The sequence below is a fragment of the Oerskovia sp. PE-21s genome, from assembly GCF_056158145.1.
Window position 1 is genome coordinate 230,609 of the sequence record NZ_JBUXJM010000002.1, and the last position, 20,269, is coordinate 250,877.

Here is a 20,269-nt window from a genome sequence, read left to right on the forward strand (position 1 = left end):
CCGGCGGTGGCGGCGTGCTGGACGCCCGCCACGATGTCTGCTTGAATCTGACAGGAACGGACCTCAATCCGTCAGAATCAGTCACGCGGGTTCATCAGGTGGTCCGGCTCACAGCGCAGGCGCCGCAGCCCCCGAGGCAGGGAGAGACGCATGGCACGCCACGAAGACCCGACCGTCGGCGACGCACCAGGCGGGCTCAGCAAGTCCGTCAGGTGGGAACGCATGCTCGCGCTGCTCGCCGACCGGCAGCGGCTGTCCGTGACCGAGGTGTCCGAGCAGTTCGGCATCTCCGAGTCGACGGTGCGCCGCGACTTCGACCAGATGGCCGACCGGCGCCTCGCGCACCGCACCCACGGCGGGGTGGTCGCGGCGTCCGTCGCCTACGGCCTGCCCGGTCGCTACGGCCAGCAGGTCGACGACCGCCAGCTCGTGGCCGAGGCCGCCGCGCGGCTCGTCGCGCAGCGCCACACCGGCCAGCCCGTCGTCGGCTTCAACGGCGGGCGCACCACGACGCTCGTCGCGAAGATGCTCGGCGAGATCTCCGACCAGGCCTCCGAGCAGGCGGCTCGGCACGGCGAGCACGTCTACACGGTCGTCACGAGCGCGCTCAACATCGCGACCGACCTCGTCCTGCGTCCCCAGGTGCGGACCGTGTGCCTGGGCGGCACCGCGCGCGCGCAGTCCTACGAGCTCACCGGACCTCTCGCCGTGACGATGGCCCGGAGCCTGTGGCTCGACGTGCTCGTCGTCGGGATGGTCGGCATCGACGAGCACGCCGGGCTCACGTGCGCCGACCCCGACGAGGCCGGTGTCACGACCGCTCTGGTCGAGCACTCGCGCGCCGTGGTCGCCGTCGGGACCTCGGACAAGCTCGGGGTCCGCTCGTTCGCGCAGATCTGCGACCTGTCCGCCGTCACCACGCTCGTCACCGACGCGGGCGCGACCGAGGAGCAGCTCGCCCCCCTGCGGGACGCAGGGGTCGAGGTCGTCGTCGTCCCGACGGCACCTCCCGCCCCTCCCAGCGTCCCGTCCACGACGTCCGCACCATGACGGACTCCGGGCGTGCGCGGTCCGCGCACCCGGTGGCCCCACCAGAAGGGTTCGACACCATGAGCACCTCCCACGTCAGCACCGAGATCGCGAGCCAGCCCGAGGTCTGGCGCGAGGCGGCACGCCTCGCGGCCGAGCGCGCCGCGGTCCTCCCGCAGCCGGGCGAGCGCGTCGCGATCGTCGGCTGCGGCACGTCCTGGTTCGTCGCGCAGGCCTACGCGGCCCGCCGCGAGGAGCTGGGCCAGGGCGTCACCGACGCGTTCGCGGGCAGCGAGTACCCGGTGGGCCGCGACTACGACCGGGTCGTGGCGATCACGCGCTCCGGGACCACGACCGAGATCCTGCACCTCCTCGACGTGCTCGGCGGCAGGCAGCGCACCCTGGCGATCGTGGGTGACCCGACCTCGCCCGGTGCGGGCGCCGCGGACGACGTGGTCGTGATGCCCTTCGCCGACGAGCAGTCCGTGGTCCAGACCCGGTTCGCGACGGCCGCGCTCACGCTCCTGCGTGCCGGACTCGGAGACGACGTCGAGGCGCTCGCGGCAGCGGCCGAGGACGTCGTGGGATGGCAGGTCCCCGAGGAGGTCCTGGCCCGCACCCAGTTCACGTTCCTGGGGCGCGGCATGGCTGTGGGGCTCGCGAACGAGGCGGGGCTCAAGATGCGCGAGGCGTCGCTCGCCTGGGCCGAGGCGTACCCGGCCATGGACTACCGCCACGGTCCCATCAGCATCTCGGACGAGACGAGCGCGGTCATCCTGCTCGGCGCCGAGGTCCCGGGGCTGGTCGAGGACGTCGAGCGCACGGGAGCCCTCGTGGTCCGCTTCGACGAGGACGCGCAGCTCACGCTCGTGCGCTGCCAGCTCCTCGCGGTCGCGAACGCCGAGCGCAAGGGCCTGGACCCCGACGCCCCGCGCCACCTGACGCGCTCGATCATCCTGGAGGACGTCGCATCATGAGGCCCGGGGAGGAGCGGCCCGCCGTCCCCGCCCCGGAGCCCGCGGCGGGGACGGCGGGGCTCCGTCCGGCGGTGATCGCGCTCGACGTCGGCGGGACGGACATCAAGTCGGCGCTGGTCGCGCGTGGTGCGGGTCCGGGCGAACCCGACGAGATCCTCCTCGAGCGCGTGGCACCTACGCGCGCCGCGCAGGGGCCCGAGGCCTCGGTCGCCGCGGTCCTGGCGGCGGTCGAGGCGCTGCGTGCCGCGGTCCCGGCGGGCTACCACGTGCGGGGCGTGGGCCTCGCGGTGCCCGGCGTCGTCGACGAGGACGCCGGCGTCGTGCTGAACGCGGAGAACCTCGACTGGGTGGACCTGCCGCTTCGGCAGGTCGTCGCGGACGCGACGGGACTGCCCGTGGGGTTCGGCCACGACGTGCGTGCGGGCGGCCTCGCGGAGGCCCGTCTCGGCGCGGGCCGCGGCGAGCCCGACCACGCGTACGTGTCGGTCGGTACGGGCATCGCCGCGGCGATCGTGCTGCGCGGCGAGGTCTACGCCGGGCGCGGCTTCGCGGGCGAGCTGGGCCACGGGGGAGTGCGCGGCGGGACGCCGTGCCCCTGCGGCGGCAGCGGGTGCGCCGAGACCTACGCGTCGGCCGCGGGCATGGCGCGCAGCTACCGGGAGCGCACGGGCGCCTCTGCTCTCGAGGTGCCCGGCTCGGCCGAGGTCCTGGCCCGGGCGACGGCGGGCGACGCCGTGGCCCGCGAGGTGTGGGACCGCGCGGTCGACCGGCTCGGCGAGCTCGTCGCCGCGATGGTCCGCGTCCTGGCCCTCCCGGTCGTCGTGGTCGGCGGTGGGCTCGTGCGCGCGGGCGACGACCTCATAGTCCCCCTCGACGCCGCGGTGCGGTCCTACCTGACCATCCACCCGGCCCCGCGACTGGTCCCGGCCGTGCTGGGCTCGGCCGCCGGCACGTACGGCGCGACGGTCCTCGCGTGGGACGCGGTGGCCACGAGCGACCTGGAGCCGATGTGAGCGCCGACCAGCAGGTCCGGGTGCTGTGCCTCACGCCGAACCCGGCCTGGGACGTGACCTACGGCGTCGACCGCCTGGACCCGGGCGAGGCGCTGCGGGTCCGTTCGGTCGCGGCCCGTGCGGGCGGCAAGGGCGTCAACGTCGCCCGCGTCGTGCGGGCGCTGGGCGGCGAATCGGTCGCGGTCGCCCCCGTGGGCGGGCTCCTCGGGCCTGCGTTCGCGGCGGACCTCGAGGCCGCGGGACAGCCCGCGTCGCTCGTGTCCGTCGCGGGGGCGCTGCGGCAGGCGGTCGCGGTGGTCCCGGAGCACGCGGGGCCCGACGACGGCGGTCACCCCACGGTCCTCAACGAACCCGGGGCGCCGCTCACCGCGCAGGAGTGGGCGCTGTTCGTGCGCACCGCGGTCGAGCTCGTGGGGGACGGGACGGTCGTCACGATCTCCGGCTCGCTGCCCGCGGACACGACGCAGGACAGGTTCACCGACCTGGTGCGGTCGCTGCGCGCGGCCGGCTGCCCGGTCCACGTCGACGCCTCGGGACCGGGCCTGCTGTGGGCCGCACGGGCGGGCGCCGACCTCCTCAAGCCCAACCGGGCCGAGCTCGCGGAGGCGACCGGTGAGACCGGCCTCGCCGAGGGCGTGGCTGCGCTGCAAGGGCTGGGGGCGCGCGACGTCGTCGTGACCGACGGCGAGAAGGGCCTCGCGGCGTTCGAGCCCGGGTCCACGACCCCGGCGGCCCGCGCACGGCTCGACGTCCCCGTGCAGGGCAACCCGACGGGCGCGGGCGACGCGGCCATGGCGGCGCTCGCGGTGAGCGTCGGACGGCCCTGGGTCGAGCGACTGGCCCTGACCGTCGCCACGTCGGCCGCAGCCGTGCTGCAGCCGGTCGCGGGCGAGGTCGCCCCCGAGGACGTGCGCCGTCTCGGCGCCCGCGTCCTCACCGAGAACCTGATCGACACCAGAACCACGGAGGACTGAATGCCGCTCGTCACCGCCCACCAGCTCGTCGACCCGGCCCGCGCCGAGAGCCGCGGGGTCGGAGCCTTCAACGTGATCCAGGTCGAGCACGCCGAGGCCTTCGTCGCCGCGGCCGCCCGCGCGGGCACGGGCGTCGTCCTGCAGATCAGCCAGAACGCCGCGAAGTACCACGGCGGACTCGAGCCGATCGCCCTCGCGACGCTCGCGATCGCCCGCGCGTCGAGCGCACCCGTCGTGGTCCACCTGGACCACGCCGAGGACCGTGCCCTCGTGAGCGAGGCCGTCCGTCTGGGGTTCACCTCGATCATGTACGACGGGTCCGCGCTCGACTACGAGCAGAACGTCGAGGCCACGGCCGAGGTCGTGCGCGAGGCGCACGCCCGCGGGGTCTTCGTCGAGGCCGAGCTGGGGAAGGTCGGGGGCAAGGACGGCGTGCATGCCCCCGGGGTGCGCACCGACCCTGCGGAGGCCGTCGCGTTCGTCGCGGCGACCGGGGTCGACGCGCTCGCGGTCGCGGTCGGCTCGTCGCACGCCATGACGGACCGGACGGCGTCGCTCGACTTCGAGCGGATCGCCGAGCTGCGCGCCGCCGTCCCCGTCCCCCTGGTGCTGCACGGCTCGTCGGGGGTCGCCGACCACGACCTGACGCGCGCGGTCAAGGAGGGCATGACGAAGATCAACGTCTCGACGCACCTCAACAACACGCTCACGCAGGCGCTGCGGGCCTACCTCGACGAGCACCCGACCGTCGTCGACCCCCGCAAGTACCTGGGTGCGGGCCGCGACGCGATGCGGGACGAGGTCGTACGCCTGCTGGCCGTGCTCGACGCGGTCTGAGCACTCCGGCCGTCCCCCCAGAGCGAACCCCCTCGCCTCACGCCCACATGTACGGGAGACTGGGCAGATGAGCATGACTCGTCCCAATTCCGCGCCCAAGGTCCCGACGCCGCCGAGCGGGGAGCAGATCGCGTCCTACGCGACCTACCTCGAGGCGCAGAAGGCCGTCGACTACCTCTCCGACAACAAGTTCGCCGTCGAGTACGTGACCATCGTCGGCACCGACCTGCGCATGGTCGAGCGGGTCATGGGCCGTCTCACGTACGGGCGGGTGGCGCTCGCGGGCCTCGCGTCCGGTGCGTGGTTCGGCCTGTTCGTGGGTCTGCTGCTGTACATGTTCAACAGCGGGGGCGGGCTGATGCTCGCGGCGATCGGTCTGGGTGCGGGCTTCGGCCTGCTGTTCTCGGTCCTGTCGTACTCGCTCACGGGCGGCAAGCGTGACTTCACGTCGTCGAGCCAGATCGTCGCGTCGTCGTACTCGTTGCTGTGCCTCGCGGAGCGGGCGGGCGACGCGCGTCGCCTCCTGTCCCAGATGCCCGACGGCGCCGCGGCCGTCGCGCGTCAGGTCCCGCCGGTCGCGGGCCAGACGGGACAGCCCGCGCAGCCGGGCCACTGGGGCCAGCCGGGCCAGGCGCCCGGTCAGCACCAGGGGCAGCCCGGTCAGCCGTGGGGTGCGCAGCAGCCGCAGGCGCCCGCTCCGGTCGTGAGCCCGGTCCAGCCGACCGACGCACCGGCCCAGCCCGCACCGCCGGTCCGGACGCCCGACCCGCGCTGGACCACGCCGTCGGGGGCGCCCCGCTACGGTGCGATGCGCAGCGACGTGACACCGCCCGCCCCGGCCGACGGTGCACCTGTCGAGGGGAAGGGCGCGTCGGCCACCGACGCCCAGGCTGCGGCCGACGGCGCGACCGACGAGACGTCGTCGGGCACGCGCTAGGTCAGCGCGCCACCCGCTCGGCAGCGGACTTCGCCGCGTCGCGCTCGCGCTTGCGCGCCTCCTTGAGCCGCTTCTCGGCCTCTCGGACCGCCTTCTCCGCCTCGCGGCGCGCCTTGGACGCCTCCTTGACCTGGGGGTCGCGCGCGTAGGCCTCGGCTGCGGCGCGCTCCTGCGACGAGGGGAGGGGGGAGTCCGCGCGCTCGGCGGGCGAGCGGTCGATGTAGACCCCGATCCCGTCGAGCACGCGCTCGAGGCCGAACACGACGTCGTCGACCCCGTCGTCCTCGCTCAGGTACGCCCCCGACGCCACGACGGGGTGCAGGAACGGGAAGCGCTCGGGCGTCACGAGCTCGGAGAAGACCTCGGCGTACGCGGCACCGGTCACGTCCCGGCCGCCAGGTGTCTGCCGGGCGCCGCGCAGCTCGCGCTGGATCCGGGCCGCGCTCTGCGCGTAGCTCGTGACGAGCATGATCATCGCGAGCTTGTCCTCGTCCGTGAGCGAGGTCCCGTGCATCGCGCGCAGGCCCAGGTCCACGAAGCGCAGGTTGTTGGGCGTGAGCGGCACGCCCTGGACCGCGACGTCGAGGAACCACGGGTGGGCCTCGTAGACCGCGAGCGTCGCGAGCGCGAACTCGCGCAGGCCGCGCCGCCACGTGGGCTCGTCGCCGTCGGGGATGCGCCCCTCCATGACCGCGTCGACCTCGGCCCGGGCGCCCGAGGGGAGATCGATGTCGATCGCCTGCTCCTGCATGAGGAGCAGCAGGTCGTCCTTGCTCGTGACGTAGCGGTACAGCGACATGGTCGTGTACCCCAGGGCCGTCGCGAGCTTGCTCATCGAGAGCGCCCCGAGCCCCTCGGCGTCGGCGATCTCGATGGCCTGCTCGACGATCCGTTCGATGCTCAGCTCGCGGCGCGGGCCGCGCTGCGGGTTCTCGGCCACGCCCCACGCCAGGGCGATGGCGTGGGGCAGGCCGGGATCGGTGGTGTCCGTCATGGGTACATCATCGCGGGTCCGGTCGGGGACGTGTCGGGACGGGCCGCGGCGACCGTGTCGCTCGTCCGCTCAGGTCCGCGCTCAGTGCGCCGTCCGGCGGCGGTACAGGACCGAGGCCAGGGCGCACGAGACCGCGAACATCCCGACGAGCCACGCGATCGCGGGCACGAGGCTCCCCGCGGCCGAGGTGCCCGAGAGCAGCGCGCGCAACGTCTCGATGATGGGCGTGAACGGCTGGTGCATCGCGAAGCCGTGCAACCACGTGGGCATGGTCTCGACCGCGACGAACCCGCTCGACAGGTACGGCACGAACAGGAAGAACATGTTGAAGCTCGCTGCGGCGTCCACGCTCAGGACCAGGCCCGCGAGGCAGCTCAGCCAGGTGAACGCCAGGACCATGAGCGCGAGGTAGCCCGCGACACCCACCCAGCCGCCCAGGTCCGCGCCGGGGGTGAAGCCGAGCGCGACCGCGACGAGCAGGACGAGGGTCGCCGAGACGAGGTTGCGGACCGTGCTGGCCAGCACGTGGGCCCACAGGACCGACGGGCCGAAGATCGGCAGGGTCTTGAAGCGGTTGATCGTGCCGCTCGTCATGTCCTGCGCGACCGAGAGGGCGGCCGTCGCCGAGCCGAAGCCCAGGCACAGGACCAGGATCCCGGGCACGACGTAGTCGACGTAGCTGCCGTCGTCCTCGATCGCGCCGCCGAACACGACGACGAACACGAGCATGATCAGGACGGGCAGCATGAGGGCCGTGACCAGGCCGTCGACGCTGCGCAGCGTGCGGCGCAGCTCGCGGCCGGTCATGGCCGAGACGTCGCGCAGCGCGGCCGCGGGGGAGTGCCGGGTGCTGCGGGCGGTGCTCGCCGCCCGGCGGCCGGGGGTGGGGCGCGTGGCCCGTGCGGTCTCTGGGGCGGTGGTGCTCATCGGGTGCCTGCCTTCGTCGGTGCGGGTGCCTGCTGGTCGGCCGGGCCGGGGGCTGCGGACGGGCTCGCGGCCCGCGACGCCCGCGATCCCGTGAGGGCGAGGAAGACGTCGTCGAGCGAGGGCTTGACCACGCTGACGCCCGTCACGGGGATGCCGCGTTCGTCGGCCAGCGCGAGGACGTCACGGACCGTGCGGAGGGGGTCGGTCGTGGGCACCATGGCCGCGAGGTCCTTGGGGTCGGTCCCGGAGATCTCGAGCCCGAGGTCCTGGACGGCCGCGAGGGCGCGCGTGTCCTCGACGTCGACCCGCACGTGCTGGCCCGGGACGAGGGCCTTGAGCTCGCTCGCGGTGCCGCGGGCCACGATCCGCCCGCCGTCGAGGACTGCGATGGTGTCGGCGAGGCGGTCGGCCTCCTCGAGGTACTGGGTCGTGAGGAGGACCGTGATGCCGTCGGCGGCGAGCTCGCGGACCACGTCCCACAGCTCGGTGCGGGACTGCGGGTCGAGGCCGGTGGTCGGCTCGTCGAGGACCAGGACCTGAGGGTCCGCGACGAGGCTGATCGCCAGGTCGAGGCGGCGGCGCATGCCGCCCGAGTAGGTCTCGACGCGGCGCCGTGCGGCGTCGGTCAGGTCGAAGCGGTCGAGCAGCTCGGCCGTGCGGGCCGCCACGACGGCGCGGGGCAGGTGTGCGAGCGTGGCCATCATCGCGAGGTTCTCCTCGCCCGTCTGGAACCCGTCGACCGAGGCGTACTGGCCGGTCAGCGCGATGACCTCGCGGACCCTCGCGGCCTGGCGGACGACGTCGTGCCCCGCGATGCTCGCGGTCCCTGCGTCCGGTCGGACGAGGGTCGTGAGGATGTTGACGGCGGTGGTCTTGCCCGCGCCGTTGGGTCCGAGCAGCGCGTAGATCTCGCCGCGCCGGACGGTCAGGTCCACGCCCTGCAGGACGGCGTGGGATCCGTAGGCCTTGGTGAGGCCCCGGACGTCGATCATGGGTTCGGGCATCGCTACCTCCGTGTGCGTCGCAGACTGTGTGTACTCCCTACACTGTGTAGACCATACGCACTGTGTGTGGCGTACACAAGAGGGGAAATCTCGTGACCGCCCACGAGGCGCCCGTTAGCGTGGTCGCATGCACACCGCCACGCACCAGGCCGAGTTCCGTGAGGCCCGCCTCGTCGAGGTCTACGACGCCCAGAACACCTGGGGTCCGGACGACGACTACTTCCTCGCCCGCGCGACCGAGGGACCGGGCCCGCGCGTGCTCGACCTCGGGTGCGGCACAGGACGGCTGACCGTGGCGCTGGCGGCCGCAGGGCACCGCGTGACGGGCATCGACCCCGCCGGCGCGTCGCTCGACGCAGCCCGGCGCCGACCCGGTGCCGACGCCGTGACCTGGGTCCACGGGACGTCCTCCGACGCGCCCGCAGGCGCGTTCGACGTCGCCCTCATGACGAGCCACGTCGCCCAGTTCTTCGTCGCCGACGACGAGTGGGCGGGCGTCCTCGCGGACGTCCGCGCGGCCCTCGTCCCCGGCGGGATCCTCGTGTTCGACACCCGCGACCCTCGCGACCGTGCGTGGGAGACGTGGCACACGCCCGACGAGCGCGACCCGGTCGTCCTGAGCGACGGGCGCGTCGTCCAGACCTGGTGCGAGATCACGGGCGAGCGCGACGGCGTCGTCGACTTCACGCTCGGCTACGAGATGCCCGAGGGGGACGAGCTCTTGTCCACCGCGACGCTCCGGTTCCGCCCCGAGGGCGAGGTGCGCCGGAACGTCGAGGCGGCGGGGTTCGCCGTCGAGCAGGTCTTCGGCGGGTGGGCGTGCGAACCCGTGGGAGAAGGAGCGGGCGAGCTGCTCGTCGTGGCGCGCGCCGTCTGACCCCGCGCGCTCCGTCTGACCCGCGGGTACGACGAAGGCGGCTGCCCCGAGGAGTGCCCTCGGGGTCGCCGCCTTCGTCGTGCTGCGGTCGTGCTGGTGCGTCGTCGGCCGGGCCGCGACGCGTCGTGCTCAGTCGCGCAGCGACGCCATCCAGGCCTCGATGTCCTCGGGGCGGCGGGGGAGCGCTGCCGAGAGGTTCTCGTTGCCGTCGTGCGTGATCAGGACGTCGTCCTCGATACGGACGCCGATCCCGCGGTACTCCTCGGGGACCGTGAGGTCGTCGCTCTTGAAGTACAGGCCGGGCTCGATCGTGAAGACCATGCCGGGCTCCAGGACGCCGTCGACGTACAGGTCGCGGCGCGCCTGCGCGCAGTCGTGGACGTCGAGGCCCAGGTGGTGGCTCGTGCCGTGCACCATCCAGCGGCGGTGGAACTGGCCCTCGGGCGCGAGGGACTCCTCGGCCGTCGCGGGCAGCAGGCCCCACTCGGCGAGGCGCTCGGCGATGACCTCCATCGCAGCGGCGTGGATGTCGCGGAAGCGGGCCCCCGGGACGGCGACCGCGAAGGCCGCGTCGGCGGCGTCGAGCACCGCGGTGTAGATGCGGCGCTGGACGTCGGTGTAGGTGCCGTCGACGGGAAGGGTGCGCGTGACGTCGGCCGTGTAGAGCGAGTCGACCTCGACGCCCGCGTCGAGCAGCACGAGCTCGCCCGCGCGGACCTGGCCGTCGTTGCGGATCCAGTGCAGCGTCGTGGCGTGCTCGCCCGCGGCCGCGATGGTCTCGTACCCGACCGTGTTCCCCTCGAGGCGGGCGTGCGCGTCGAACGTCGTCTCGATGACGCGCTCGCCGCGGCGGTGCTCGGTCGCGCGGGCAAGGTTGCGCACGACCTCGGCGAAGCCCTCGATCGTCGCGTCGACGGCCTCGCGCATGTGCGCGATCTCGAGCGTGTCCTTGACGAGGCGCAGCTCCGAGGCGGCCTCGACGAGCGTGGCGTCCGCCGCGGCGTCGTCGGTCTGGCCGTTCTCGAGGCGGATGGCCTCGACCAAGGCCTCGATGTTCTCGTCGGCCCCGGTGACGACCAGCAGGACGACGTGCTCGCCCACGTCCTTGGCGAGCGCGTCGCGCAGCTCGTCGATGTGCGCGGCCTCGATGCCCGTCACGGTGGTGACGTCGTCGAGGCTCGGGCGGGCGCCGACCCAGAACTCGCCGTAGCGCGAGTCGGCGTAGAACTCCTGGGTGTCGCGCGCCGCGAGGGGGCGCACGTACAGGACGGCGTGGTGGTTCGAGCCGTCGTCGCCCGTGCCGGGCTCGACCGGGTGCAGGACGAGGACCGCGTCGGGCTCCTGGTCGGTGCCGAAGCCCGTGAGGTGCGCGAACGCCGAGTGCGGGCGGAACCGGTAGTCGGTGTCGTTCGAGCGGACCTTGAGCGGCCCGGCGGGGATCACGAGGCGCGCGCCGGGGAAGCCCGCGGAGAGCTCGGCGCGGCGGGCTGCGGTGTACGGCGCGGCGACGCCGGGCACGACGTCGCTGCTCGCGCGCGGCGCCCAGCCGCTCGTGATGAACGCCTTGAAGGCCTCGGAGTCGGGCCGGTGCGACCGGTTGTCGTTCCGGGCGGCGATCTCCTGCTCGGACTCCGCGGCTGGCGCGCTGACAGGGGTGGTGTCGTTGCTCATGGGTACCAGTCTCCCATCGGTGTCGGGGAAGGGGCGTGCGGCCCGACGGCGGCGCTCGGCCTCGGGCGCCGGCTGCGGCGGGCGGGTCGTCGCCCGGTCAGGCGGCCGCGCCGACGAGCGCCTGCTCGCGCGCGGGGGACCAACGGCTCGTGAGATCGCCGAGCGCTCGGGTCAGCGCGGCGTTGAAGGCGTCGGGGGCGTCCAGGTTCACGTCGTGGCCGGCCCGCGGCACTACCACGAGCGCGGTGCCCGGGGCCGTGTCGAGGTAGCGCTTCTCGTCGAGACGCAGGTGGTCGCGCTGCCCGTTGATGAGCCACACCGGAACCTTCGCGGCGCGCAGGTCCGCGCGCGAGGAGCGGCCCGCGAGCTCGTGCAGCACGTCGGTCACGACCTGCCACGCGGGCCGGCCGGGGAGCCGCGGGTCCGCGAACGAACCTGCACCCGTGAGCTGTGCCGTGGCTCGCGCACCGCCGGGCAGCGAGCGCCCTGCGCGCAGCACGTCCTGCACCCGCCCCAGGGCGCGGCGGGTCGCGCTGCCCGCGGCGTCCACGAGGGCGGCGGCCTCGCGGAACAGGGCGACGGGCTTGCCGCGCGGGTCGGCGCTGCACGCGCACGCCACGACGCCGGCCAGCCGCTCGGGGTGGCTCGCCGCGTACGCGAGCGATGTGTAGCCGCCGAGCGACATGCCCACCACGACGACCGGGACGTCGGCGGGGAAGGACGCGACGGCGTCGTCCAGGATCTCGAAGGCCCGCGCGAGCGTGAACCGCTCGCCGCTGCGCTCGCCGTGCCCCGGCAGGTCCACCGCGATCGCGAGGTGGCCCGCGTCGCGCACGTGGGCGAGCTGACGGCCCCAGATCGTGTTCGACGTGCGCACCCCGTGCACGAACACGACGGCGGCAGGGGTCCCCGCCGCGGACGCCTGCGCGAGGCTCGGGAGGAGGTCGATCGACGGGGCGGACGGGACGGCGGTGGCCCGGAGGACGGGCTGGCTCTTACGCATCTCTTCGGATGCTGCCAGCGCGACCTGGGAGCACTGCGAAAGCCCGGCGCTGCTCACGTGAACGTCCTGTGCGGGCCTTGGGGACGGTAGCCCCCACGGGTGCCGTGCCCGAGGAAGGTACTGCTGGACCCTGCCTGCGGCGGGTCGCCGGACGTAGCGTCGGCTGTGGGACGTCGACGAAGCGGCGCGCGTGAGGCGCCGCCCGTCGCAACCGCGACCGGCACGACATCACAGGAGGCGCACATGGAGACACGGACGCTCGGACGAGGGCTCGAGGTCTCGGCCCTCGGGCTGGGCTGCATGGGCATGAGCCAGAGCTACGGACCCAACCCGGGAGACCGCGCCGAGATGATCGCGGTGCTGCGCGGGGCGGTCGAGCGCGGTGTCACGTTCTTCGACACCGCCGAGGTGTACGGCCCGTACGTCAACGAGGAGCTCGTGGGCGAGGCACTCGAACCGCTGCGTGACCAGGTGGTCCTCGCGACGAAGTTCGGCTTCGACATCCGCGACGGGAGGTCGGTCGGTGTGGACAGCCGCCCCGAGCAGATCCGTCGCGTCGCGGACGCGTCGCTCCGGCGGCTGCGTACCGACCGGATCGACCTGTTCTACCAGCACCGCGTCGACCCGGAGGTGCCCATCGAGGAGGTCGCGGGCACGGTGGCCGAGCTCGTCGCCGAGGGCAAGGTAGCCCACTTCGGACTCTCCGAGGCCGGCGCCGGCACCATCCGCCGCGCCCACGCCGTCCATCCCGTGACCGCGCTGCAGAGCGAGTACTCGCTGTGGACCCGGGAGATTCGAGCACGAGATCCTGCCGGCCCTCGACGAGCTCGGCATCTCGCTCGTGCCGTTCAGCCCGCTCGGCAAGGGCTTCCTCACGGGCACCGTGAACGCCTCGACCGAGTTCACCCCGGGGGACGTCCGCACCCTCATCCCGCGCTTCACCGAGGAGAACCGGGCCGCGAACCAGGCGCTCGTCGACCTCGTCACCGAGGTCGCGGCAGTCCACCGGGCGACGCCCGCCCAGGTCGCCCTCGCCTGGCTGCTCGCCCAGCGCCCGGACCTCGTCCCGATCCCGGGCACCCGGAGGCTGTCCCGCATCGAGGAGAACCTCGGTGCGACCACGCTCGACCTCTCCGCGGCCGACCTCTCGTCCCTCGGGGAGGCGGCGGCCCGCCTCGGCGTCGCCGGCGCCCGCTACAACGAGGCCATGCAGAAGATGACCGGTCTCTGACCCGTGGCGCCCTCTCACCCCGCCCGGGCGAGAGGGCGCGTGCGGTGAGCGGCGCCGTCGGGCCTGCCTCGGCGGGCCGCGCCCCGCGCCCTCACTATCCTGAGACGGTGCGCATCGACCTCCACACCCACTCCACGGCGTCCGACGGGACCGATGCTCCGGCCCACGTCGTGGCGGACGCAGCCGCCGCAGGGCTCGACGTCGTCGCCCTGACCGACCACGACACGACCGCCGGCTGGGCCGACGCCGCCGAGTCCGCCCAGCAGCACGGCATCGCCCTGGTGCGTGGCGCGGAGATCTCGGCCCGCGCGGGACACGTCTCCGTGCACCTCCTGAGCTACCTGCACGACCCCACCCACCCCGACCTGCTGGCCGAGACCGAGCGGACGCGCGAGGACCGCGTCTCGCGCGCCCGGCGCATGGTCGAGCGGATCGGCGAGGACTACCCGCTCACGTGGGAAGATGTCCTGTCGCAGACGCAGGAGGGGACCACGATCGGGCGGCCGCACATCGCGGACGCCCTGGTGGCCACGGGCCACGTCAGCGACCGCTCGGCGGCATTCGCCACGATCCTGCACCCCGGCACCGGCTACTACGTGCCGCACTACGCACCCGACGTCCTGGACGCCGTGCGCGCAGTGCGCGCGGCGGGCGGCGTGCCCGTCTTCGCCCACCCGGGCGCCGACGGACGAGGACGCGTGGTGCCGGACCTGGTCATCGAGCAGATGGCCGACGCAGGACTGCTGGGGCTCGAGGTGCACCACCGCGACCACAGCACACAGCAGGTTGCCCGCCTCGAGGACATCGCCCACACCCTGGGCCTCCTCGTGACGGGTTCGAGCGACTACCACGGGGCCGGCAAACCGAACCGGCTCGGCGAGAACACGACAGCACCACGAGTGCTGGAGACGATCGAGGAGCTAGGCACGTTGGACGTGATCCGATGACGGCGCGGGCGGTGGTGTCGTGAACGACATCATGGACCTGCGCCTCTTCACCGAGGTGTTCATCACGCTGTTCGTGATCATGGACCCTCCCGGGACGGTCCCCATCTTCCTGGGACTGACCAGCGCCATGGGCGCCAAGCAACGCAACCAGGCCGCCCGGACGGCGATCCTCGTCGCGTTCGGCGTGATCGTGTCGTTCGCGGTCTTCGGCCAGCAGATCCTCAACTACATGGGCATCTCGCTCCCGGCGCTCAAGGCGTCCGGCGGCCTCCTGCTCCTGCTGGTCGCGATGGAGCTGCTGACGGGCAAGATGGAGGAGCCGACGCCGTCGGGCAACAAGGGCGTCAACGTCGCCCTGGTCCCGCTCGGCACGCCGCTCCTGGCCGGGCCCGGCGCGATCGTCGCGACCATGGTCTTCGTCCAGCGCGCCGACGGGTCCGCCGCGGACTGGGTCGCGATCGCGGCCGGCGTCGTCGCCGTGCACCTCACGCTGTTCCTGGCGATGCGCTTCGCGAACGTCATCCACCGCGTCCTGGGCGACTCGGGCACGATCCTCGTGACCCGCATCGCGGGCCTGCTGCTCGCGGCGATCGCGGTGCAGCTCGTCGCGGACGCCGTCACGGCGTTCGTGCAGATGGCGAACTAGCCGCCTCTCGTCGGCACGCCCGCGAGACCACCCGGTCTCGCGGGCGTCGTCATGCCCGACGACGTCGCTCCCCGGGGTGTGCGGGCGCTGCGGACCCGCGTGGGGGTCGTGGGGTGTCTGGGGGTAATGTCCCCTCTCACGTCGGCGAGCGCGCCGGGTCGGGGCGGGTTCGTCGGGTTGCCCGCCCGGTGGAGGGGGGACAGGAACATGGACGACGACGTCGTGGGAGCGGCTGACGAGGCGGCCGCCTGGCTCGACGCCTGGGGCGATCGGACCGACTACGAGGCGATGGGCGTCCCGGAGCTTGCGCGGGCCTATGTCGAGCACCTCGTCGACCTGAGAGGTGACCGGGCCGCGCGGCTGAGAGCCCTGGACGCCATCGGCGTGCACGACGAGGTGTTCTCACGGCTGGAGCGTGCCACGGACCCGATCGTCCTCATCGACGCGATCGTCCAGCAGGACCTGGCCGTCAAGGACGTCTACAGCATCGGCGCCGGGGTCATGGAGGACTTCCTCCAGTGGCGGCCCGAGTGCTGGGAGATGGTCGCCGACCGGTGCACCAGCAACTCGGTCTGGGCGCGGGCGGTGTCCGGCGTGTGGCTCCACGACACGATCCGAGAACAGCTGCCGCCTCGGCTCCGCGAGCTGATCCCCTCAGTGTTCGAGCCCGTGGAGGAGTCCCGCCGGAGCCGCCGAGCCCGCGAGAAGGCCGAGCGCAAGGCGCGCACCCGCAAGAGCTGGAACGGACGGACGGCGCCCCGGGGGCTTCGGGGCGCCGGGCCGGGTGCGGCCGACCTCGACCTGCTCCTTGCCGCGCTCCACCGGCTCGACTCGACCTTCGCCGACCCGTCGCCGCTCGGAGCCACGGATGACGACGCGGCGTGGGCCGATCTGCTCCTCACGACAGTGACCGACGGCCTGGGAGACGCCACGATCACGCAGAGCGCGTCAGCCGACGCTCTCGACCTCTGCGCGGAACTGCTCGACCGCACCGGATCGACACCGCTCTCGCCTGAGGCAGAGCAAGCCGTCCGAGAGGTGGCGACAGGCGTGCGCCGACTCGCGGAGCGCTCGGCGCACGCGGAGGAGGGGCCGGCCGGGTCGTCGGACAGGACACGCGAGCGGGATCCGGGGCGAGAGGGTTCATGAGGTGACGACGTGATCGGCGACGTGGTCGGTGAGTTCCTCGGCGGCCTGGTCGGAGGCTCGATCGGCGACCTGTTCGGTGACTGGCGGGGACGACGTCGGCGGGCCGAGCGCGAGCGCCGGGCCCGGGAACAGGGCAGGGTGCACGCCTCGGTCAGGGTGGTCCACGGGACGGTCCCAGGTCTCGGCCGAAGGTGGTGGACGAGGACCTGGGGTGTACGACCAGGAGCACTGACGTGTCGTGCGGTAGTCCTCGTGGTCGACGCGATCGACCCGGACCACCGTCGGCCGACCTTCCGTGAGTCGTGGGGCGCCACTCGCGGAGCGCGCATCTACGCGGCGAGGTCCGGTGTGGCCCGAGTCGAGCTCGCAGACACCGAAGGGCAGGGGGAGTGGATGCTCGACACGCTCGCGCGATTCCACCTGCGTGAAGGACGAGACATGGAGGAGACATGATCGAGATCGACCCAGAAGGTGGACGCGGCGTACATCACGCTGCAGCCCATCGCTGAAGGGGCCGCGGTGCGGCAGATCGTCGTGGAGGACGCGCGACTGTCGGGGGAAGTCGTCCTCGACCTCGACGTGGACGGGCGCCTGCTGGGAATCGAGCTCATCGGCTACCAGAGCTTGCTGGACGGCGCAGGTGACTGATCTGACGAGGCTGTCGGTCCGACCGGGCGGTCGGAGCGGAGCACACGCCGGGAAGGCGGGGCTGCCGGTTCGCCGGATGCGTCCTGTGAGACCAGTATGAACAAAATGATCGTAACGTCAGATATGTGACATAGCCTCCCCTCACTCGAACCGGCTTCCAGCCAGTGAGAGGGCCTGCCCGCAGGGGGCGTGGTCTGGGGTGGCTTCCGGGGTGTGCCGGAGCCTCGGCGTGTGGAGCACTGGCCGTGGCCTTTCTCGTGTCCTTTTCCGGAGTGCCCGGTGCGTGGCGGGCGGGTGTTGCGACCACAGCCGGGCTCGAGATCACCAGCCACACAGAGGGTGTCACCTCGGTGGTCTTCACCTCGCCTCGCTGGTCCGCGGGCAGCTGACGACGTGGTTCGGGGGTCGATCGGCGGTGACCTGGCGTCGAGATCACGGGCGACGTCACCGTGGGTGTCGCGAAGCGCGGGGACGCGATGTCCCGACCGCCCGTCGAGACGCCGGGCATCGTTGGTCCTGGCCGACTAGCGGCTGGTCACATCCGACGATTGATGACAGGAGACATGCGTGAGGTATCGCGTCTACAGCTGCTTGGTGACGGTGATCACCACCAACCGCGCCGAGGCGAACGTTCTCCCGGCCGGTGCGGCGGTGTTCACGACATCCCGCGCCGGGGCGCGCCGCCTCATGCACGCATCTGGCCTGCGCGGAAAGCCACAGGCCGGGTGGCCTTTCGAGCTGGCGATCCAGCACCCGGGCGTCGTGGTGTGGCAAACCGTGGACCAGGCGGAACGATCGCCTGACGAGTGGAACGTCGGGATCACGGTGGCGGAGTACATCGCGAGAGGGGGCATATGAAGGCGCCTTCTTCGAGGGGTTTCGCCGGGTCGAGGCGTCGCTCGCCTCCGTCCAGATCTGGGACCCGGCCTCTCGTCCGCCGGCCATCATGGGACCGATTCCACCGGATTCGTTACCTCATCGAGACGGCTGACCCACGCCGCGGAACCAGCGCACGCACCTAGGCTGGACGGCAGGGGAGGGCGTGGCCTTCTTCGATCCTGAGTTACGAAGGAGTGCTGATGAACTCGCCACGTCGCCGTCGACCGATCGCCCTCACCGCGGCGATCGTCGCCACGATCCTCACCGCGACGCTGCTCACGGCCTGCACGACCGAAGAGAGCACGGTCCCGTCGCTCGGCCTGGGACTCGTCCCCGTGCCGAGCGACGTGAGCGTCGACGGGGGCGAGGGCTTCGCCCTCACCGCGGAGTCGACGATCGCCCTGGTCACCCCCGAGGTCTGGGCGCCCGAGGTCTACGGCGTGGGCGAGGAGCTCGCCGAGTACCTGGGCGCCGCGACGGGCTTCGAGCTGCCGCTGGGCCCGGCTGTCGATGGGGCGGCGGGCGAGATCCGGCTCGAGCTCGTCCCGGATACCGAGGTCGCCTGGGACCGGGACGGCCTGCTCGACGACCCGGCGGTCGAGGCGTACGAGCTCACGGTCGACGACGACCAGGTCGTCCTGAGGGCGGCCGCGCCCCCCGGCCTGTTCCGCGGTGTCCAGACGCTGCGCCAGCTCTTCCCGCCGGAGATCGAGTCGACCACCGTCCAGGACGCCCCCGCAGGCGGCTGGACCGCCCCGGCCGTCACGATCACCGACGAGCCCCGCTTCGCCTACCGTGGCGCGATGCTCGACGTAGCCCGCCGCTTCTACCCGGTCGAGTCCGTCAAGCGCTTCATCGACCACGCCTCGACCTACAAGCTCAACGCTCTGCATCTGCACCTCACGGACGACCAGGGGTGGCGCATCGCCGTCGACGCCCTGCCCGAGCTCACCGAGATCGGCTCCACGACGCAGGAGTGGTGGGAGCCGGGCAGCGGCGAGGGCGAACGCTGGTACTACACCGCCGAGGAGTACGCGGAGATCGTCGCGTACGCGGGCGAGAAGTTCATGACGGTCGTCCCCGAGATCGACGGCCCCGGCCACACGCTCGCGGCCCAGGCGTCGCTCGGCTCGCTGACGTGCGACGGCGTCCCCACGGCGCAGTACTGGGGCCCCGAGGTCAACAACCCCGTGGTCTGCTCGAGCGAGGAGAACATGGGCAACGTCCGGGCCTTCCTCCAGACCGTCCTCGCGTCCGTCGCGGGGCAGAACCCCGGAGCGTACCTGCACCTGGGCGGCGACGAGGCCCCCAGCCCGCCCGGCTGGTACGAGAACTACGCCGAGGCCGCGAACGAGATCGCGACCGGCCACGGCAAGACCGTGATCGGCTGGCACCAGTGGGGTGCTGCCGAGGCGCTGCCGCCGGGCACGCTCATCCAGTACTGGGGCGTGGGGGAGCGGCTGCGCCCGGTCATCGGCGGGGAGGCGACGAACGCCGACCTGGTCGACGTGCAGGACGCCCTCGACCAGGGCGCGCGGCTCATCATGTCCCCGGCGGACCGCACCTACCTCGACATGAAGTACGACCAGGACACCCCGTACGGCCTGGAGTGGGCCGCGCAGATCACGCTCGAGGAGGCGTACGGCTGGGACCCCGCGACCGAGCTCACCTCGCCGGACGGGAAGAGTGTCCTGGCCGACGAGTCCGACATGGCCGGTGTCGAGGTGCTGCTGTGGTCCGACCGCTCCTACCCGGACAGCCTCATGAAGACCCCCGAGAGCCTCGACGAGTTCGTGCCCGTCGACCAGTACGCCGACTTCATGCTCTTCCCGCGACTGCCCGCGACGGCCGAGGTCGCGTGGTCCGACCAGTCCGACCGCAGCTACCCGGACTTCCGCGACCGGCTCGTCCAGGTGTCCCCACGCTGGACCGCGGCGGGCATCGGGTGGAACGAGGTCGCGGACGTCGACTGGACCCCGTGAGGCGACCCGGCCCTACCAGGCCCCGGGGTCGGGTTCCGGCGCGACGAAGGTGACCCGTCCGTCGTCGGACACCACGAGGCCCGGGTTGTGCGCGACCTCCCAGCGGAATCCGTCCGGGTCCGCGAAGTACCCCGAGTACCCACCCCACACGCGCACCTGCGCGTGCACGACGACGGAGCCTCCTGCGGCGAGCGCGCTCGCCAGGACGTCGTCCACCTCCGCGGGGGAACCGACGTTGTGCGCGAGCGCGACGGGTACGACGTGCCCCGGCGAATGCTCAGGGGAGTGGTGGGCCTCGTGGACGCCAGGACCGGCCTCTTCGAGGAGGTCGGCGCGGCGCCACAGCGAGAGCAGCAGGCCGTGGCCGACCTGGAGGAACACGACCTCGCCCGGTACCTCGTTGACCGGCTCCCAGCCCAGGCCGTCGACGTAGAAGGCGCGCGCCCGGGCGACGTCGCGCACCCCCAGGGTGATCAGACTGACGCGAGGTTCCATGGACCCACGCTAGACCCCGCCTGCGGGACGTGCCCCGACGAGGTCCCCG

19 protein-coding genes and 1 pseudogene are annotated in these 20,269 nt (G+C 72.9%); 14 read left to right on the forward strand and 6 right to left on the reverse strand.

All coding sequences use genetic code 11. The features are described from left to right. Window positions 1-150: 150 nt before the first annotated feature. From ACZDYF_RS03975 to ACZDYF_RS04000, 6 genes are all read left to right on the forward strand, one after another. Complete coding sequence (locus ACZDYF_RS03975; protein WP_475053679.1) at window positions 151-1,050, forward strand: DeoR/GlpR family DNA-binding transcription regulator; 900 nt, start codon at window positions 151-153, stop codon at window positions 1,048-1,050. A gap of 59 nt (window positions 1,051-1,109) precedes the next feature. Then, window positions 1,110-2,006, forward strand: a complete 897-nt coding sequence (locus ACZDYF_RS03980; RefSeq protein WP_191789388.1) for an SIS domain-containing protein — start codon at window positions 1,110-1,112, stop codon at window positions 2,004-2,006. Continuing rightward, window positions 2,003-3,019, forward strand: coding sequence for an ROK family protein (locus ACZDYF_RS03985; protein ID WP_475053685.1), 1,017 nt, complete (start codon window positions 2,003-2,005; stop codon window positions 3,017-3,019). Before ACZDYF_RS03980 ends, ACZDYF_RS03985 begins: the two co-directional genes overlap by 4 nt. Then, a complete protein-coding gene (locus ACZDYF_RS03990) occupies window positions 3,016-3,993 on the forward strand; it encodes a 1-phosphofructokinase family hexose kinase (protein ID WP_475053690.1) in 978 nt (325 codons plus the stop codon). The genes ACZDYF_RS03985 and ACZDYF_RS03990 overlap by 4 nt, the downstream gene beginning before the upstream one ends. Continuing rightward, on the forward strand, window positions 3,994-4,830 hold the full coding sequence (locus tag ACZDYF_RS03995) for a class II fructose-bisphosphate aldolase (RefSeq protein ID WP_475053695.1): 837 nt from the start codon (window positions 3,994-3,996) through the stop codon (window positions 4,828-4,830). A gap of 67 nt (window positions 4,831-4,897) precedes the next feature. Next, on the forward strand, window positions 4,898-5,767 hold the full coding sequence (locus ACZDYF_RS04000) for a YflT domain-containing protein (protein WP_191789384.1): 870 nt from the start codon (window positions 4,898-4,900) through the stop codon (window positions 5,765-5,767). Window position 5,768: 1 nt separating this feature from the next. Here the strand turns inward: ACZDYF_RS04000 and ACZDYF_RS04005 are convergent, their stop codons facing one another. The 3 genes from ACZDYF_RS04005 to ACZDYF_RS04015 all read right to left on the reverse strand — a co-directional run bounded on the left by ACZDYF_RS04005 (window position 5,769) and on the right by ACZDYF_RS04015 (window position 8,692). Then, a complete protein-coding gene (locus tag ACZDYF_RS04005; RefSeq protein WP_475053703.1) occupies window positions 5,769-6,761 on the reverse strand; it encodes a TetR/AcrR family transcriptional regulator in 993 nt (330 codons plus the stop codon). Between the two features lie 81 nt (window positions 6,762-6,842). Then, window positions 6,843-7,688, reverse strand: coding sequence for an ABC transporter permease (locus ACZDYF_RS04010; protein ID WP_475053709.1), 846 nt, complete (start codon window positions 7,686-7,688; stop codon window positions 6,843-6,845). Continuing rightward, complete coding sequence (locus tag ACZDYF_RS04015; protein WP_475053712.1) at window positions 7,685-8,692, reverse strand: ATP-binding cassette domain-containing protein; 1,008 nt, start codon at window positions 8,690-8,692, stop codon at window positions 7,685-7,687. Before ACZDYF_RS04015 ends, ACZDYF_RS04010 begins: the two co-directional genes overlap by 4 nt. A gap of 127 nt (window positions 8,693-8,819) precedes the next feature. Between ACZDYF_RS04015 and ACZDYF_RS04020 the strand changes: the two genes are divergently transcribed. Continuing rightward, a complete protein-coding gene (locus tag ACZDYF_RS04020) occupies window positions 8,820-9,569 on the forward strand; it encodes a class I SAM-dependent methyltransferase (RefSeq protein WP_475053718.1) in 750 nt (249 codons plus the stop codon). Between the two features lie 129 nt (window positions 9,570-9,698). Here ACZDYF_RS04020 and ACZDYF_RS04025 read toward each other — a convergent pair whose 3' ends face one another. After that, window positions 9,699-11,240 carry an aminopeptidase P family protein gene (locus tag ACZDYF_RS04025; RefSeq protein WP_400274581.1) on the reverse strand — a complete coding sequence of 514 codons (1,542 nt, stop codon included), beginning with the start codon at window positions 11,238-11,240 and terminating at the stop codon, window positions 9,699-9,701. 97 nt (window positions 11,241-11,337) lie between these two features. Next, complete coding sequence (locus ACZDYF_RS04030) at window positions 11,338-12,243, reverse strand: alpha/beta fold hydrolase (RefSeq protein WP_475053727.1); 906 nt, start codon at window positions 12,241-12,243, stop codon at window positions 11,338-11,340. Window positions 12,244-12,486: 243 nt separating this feature from the next. On the opposite strand from ACZDYF_RS04030, the pseudogene ACZDYF_RS04035 reads away from it, so the two are divergent. From ACZDYF_RS04035 to ACZDYF_RS04065, 7 genes and pseudogenes are all read left to right on the forward strand, one after another. Continuing rightward, window positions 12,487-13,474: pseudogene (locus tag ACZDYF_RS04035) on the forward strand (aldo/keto reductase). 107 nt (window positions 13,475-13,581) lie between these two features. Beyond that, window positions 13,582-14,421 (forward strand): PHP domain-containing protein, encoded by an 840-nt coding sequence (locus ACZDYF_RS04040; protein WP_475053732.1) that lies wholly within the window; start codon window positions 13,582-13,584, stop codon window positions 14,419-14,421. Between the two features lie 19 nt (window positions 14,422-14,440). Continuing rightward, on the forward strand, window positions 14,441-15,067 hold the full coding sequence (locus ACZDYF_RS04045; RefSeq protein ID WP_191789373.1) for a MarC family protein: 627 nt from the start codon (window positions 14,441-14,443) through the stop codon (window positions 15,065-15,067). Between the two features lie 207 nt (window positions 15,068-15,274). Continuing rightward, complete coding sequence (locus ACZDYF_RS04050; RefSeq protein WP_475053734.1) at window positions 15,275-16,216, forward strand: hypothetical protein; 942 nt, start codon at window positions 15,275-15,277, stop codon at window positions 16,214-16,216. Window positions 16,217-16,687: 471 nt separating this feature from the next. Next, complete coding sequence (locus ACZDYF_RS04055) at window positions 16,688-16,864, forward strand: DUF2283 domain-containing protein (RefSeq protein WP_475053736.1); 177 nt, start codon at window positions 16,688-16,690, stop codon at window positions 16,862-16,864. Between the two features lie 594 nt (window positions 16,865-17,458). After that, complete coding sequence (locus tag ACZDYF_RS04060) at window positions 17,459-17,722, forward strand: hypothetical protein (RefSeq protein WP_475053739.1); 264 nt, start codon at window positions 17,459-17,461, stop codon at window positions 17,720-17,722. 221 nt (window positions 17,723-17,943) lie between these two features. Further along, on the forward strand, window positions 17,944-19,725 hold the full coding sequence (locus ACZDYF_RS04065; protein ID WP_475053742.1) for a beta-N-acetylhexosaminidase: 1,782 nt from the start codon (window positions 17,944-17,946) through the stop codon (window positions 19,723-19,725). A gap of 12 nt (window positions 19,726-19,737) precedes the next feature. On the opposite strand, the gene ACZDYF_RS04070 is transcribed toward ACZDYF_RS04065, so the two are convergent. Then, window positions 19,738-20,220 (reverse strand): VOC family protein, encoded by a 483-nt coding sequence (locus ACZDYF_RS04070; RefSeq protein WP_204808160.1) that lies wholly within the window; start codon window positions 20,218-20,220, stop codon window positions 19,738-19,740. Window positions 20,221-20,269: the final 49 nt, after the last annotated feature.

Bases quoted from the DNA above. Each gene is read 5' to 3' on its own strand.
- ACZDYF_RS04020 (WP_475053718.1), top strand. From the start codon at position 8,820: ATGCACACCGCCACGCACCAGGCCGAGTTCCGTGAGGCCCGCCTCGTC.
- ACZDYF_RS04025 (WP_400274581.1), bottom strand. From the start codon at position 11,240: ATGAGCAACGACACCACCCCTGTCAGCGCGCCAGCCGCGGAGTCCGAG.
- ACZDYF_RS04015 (WP_475053712.1), bottom strand. From the start codon at position 8,692: ATGCCCGAACCCATGATCGACGTCCGGGGCCTCACCAAGGCCTACGGA.
- ACZDYF_RS04005 (WP_475053703.1), bottom strand. From the start codon at position 6,761: ATGACGGACACCACCGATCCCGGCCTGCCCCACGCCATCGCCCTGGCG.
- ACZDYF_RS04065 (WP_475053742.1), top strand. From the start codon at position 17,944: ATGAACTCGCCACGTCGCCGTCGACCGATCGCCCTCACCGCGGCGATC.
- ACZDYF_RS04070 (WP_204808160.1), bottom strand. From the start codon at position 20,220: ATGGAACCTCGCGTCAGTCTGATCACCCTGGGGGTGCGCGACGTCGCC.
- ACZDYF_RS04050 (WP_475053734.1), top strand. From the start codon at position 15,275: ATGGACGACGACGTCGTGGGAGCGGCTGACGAGGCGGCCGCCTGGCTC.
- ACZDYF_RS03985 (WP_475053685.1), top strand. From the start codon at position 2,003: ATGAGGCCCGGGGAGGAGCGGCCCGCCGTCCCCGCCCCGGAGCCCGCG.
- ACZDYF_RS03980 (WP_191789388.1), top strand. From the start codon at position 1,110: ATGAGCACCTCCCACGTCAGCACCGAGATCGCGAGCCAGCCCGAGGTC.
- ACZDYF_RS04010 (WP_475053709.1), bottom strand. From the start codon at position 7,688: ATGAGCACCACCGCCCCAGAGACCGCACGGGCCACGCGCCCCACCCCC.
- ACZDYF_RS04030 (WP_475053727.1), bottom strand. From the start codon at position 12,243: ATGCGTAAGAGCCAGCCCGTCCTCCGGGCCACCGCCGTCCCGTCCGCC.
- ACZDYF_RS03995 (WP_475053695.1), top strand. From the start codon at position 3,994: ATGCCGCTCGTCACCGCCCACCAGCTCGTCGACCCGGCCCGCGCCGAG.
- ACZDYF_RS03975 (WP_475053679.1), top strand. From the start codon at position 151: ATGGCACGCCACGAAGACCCGACCGTCGGCGACGCACCAGGCGGGCTC.
- ACZDYF_RS04000 (WP_191789384.1), top strand. From the start codon at position 4,898: ATGAGCATGACTCGTCCCAATTCCGCGCCCAAGGTCCCGACGCCGCCG.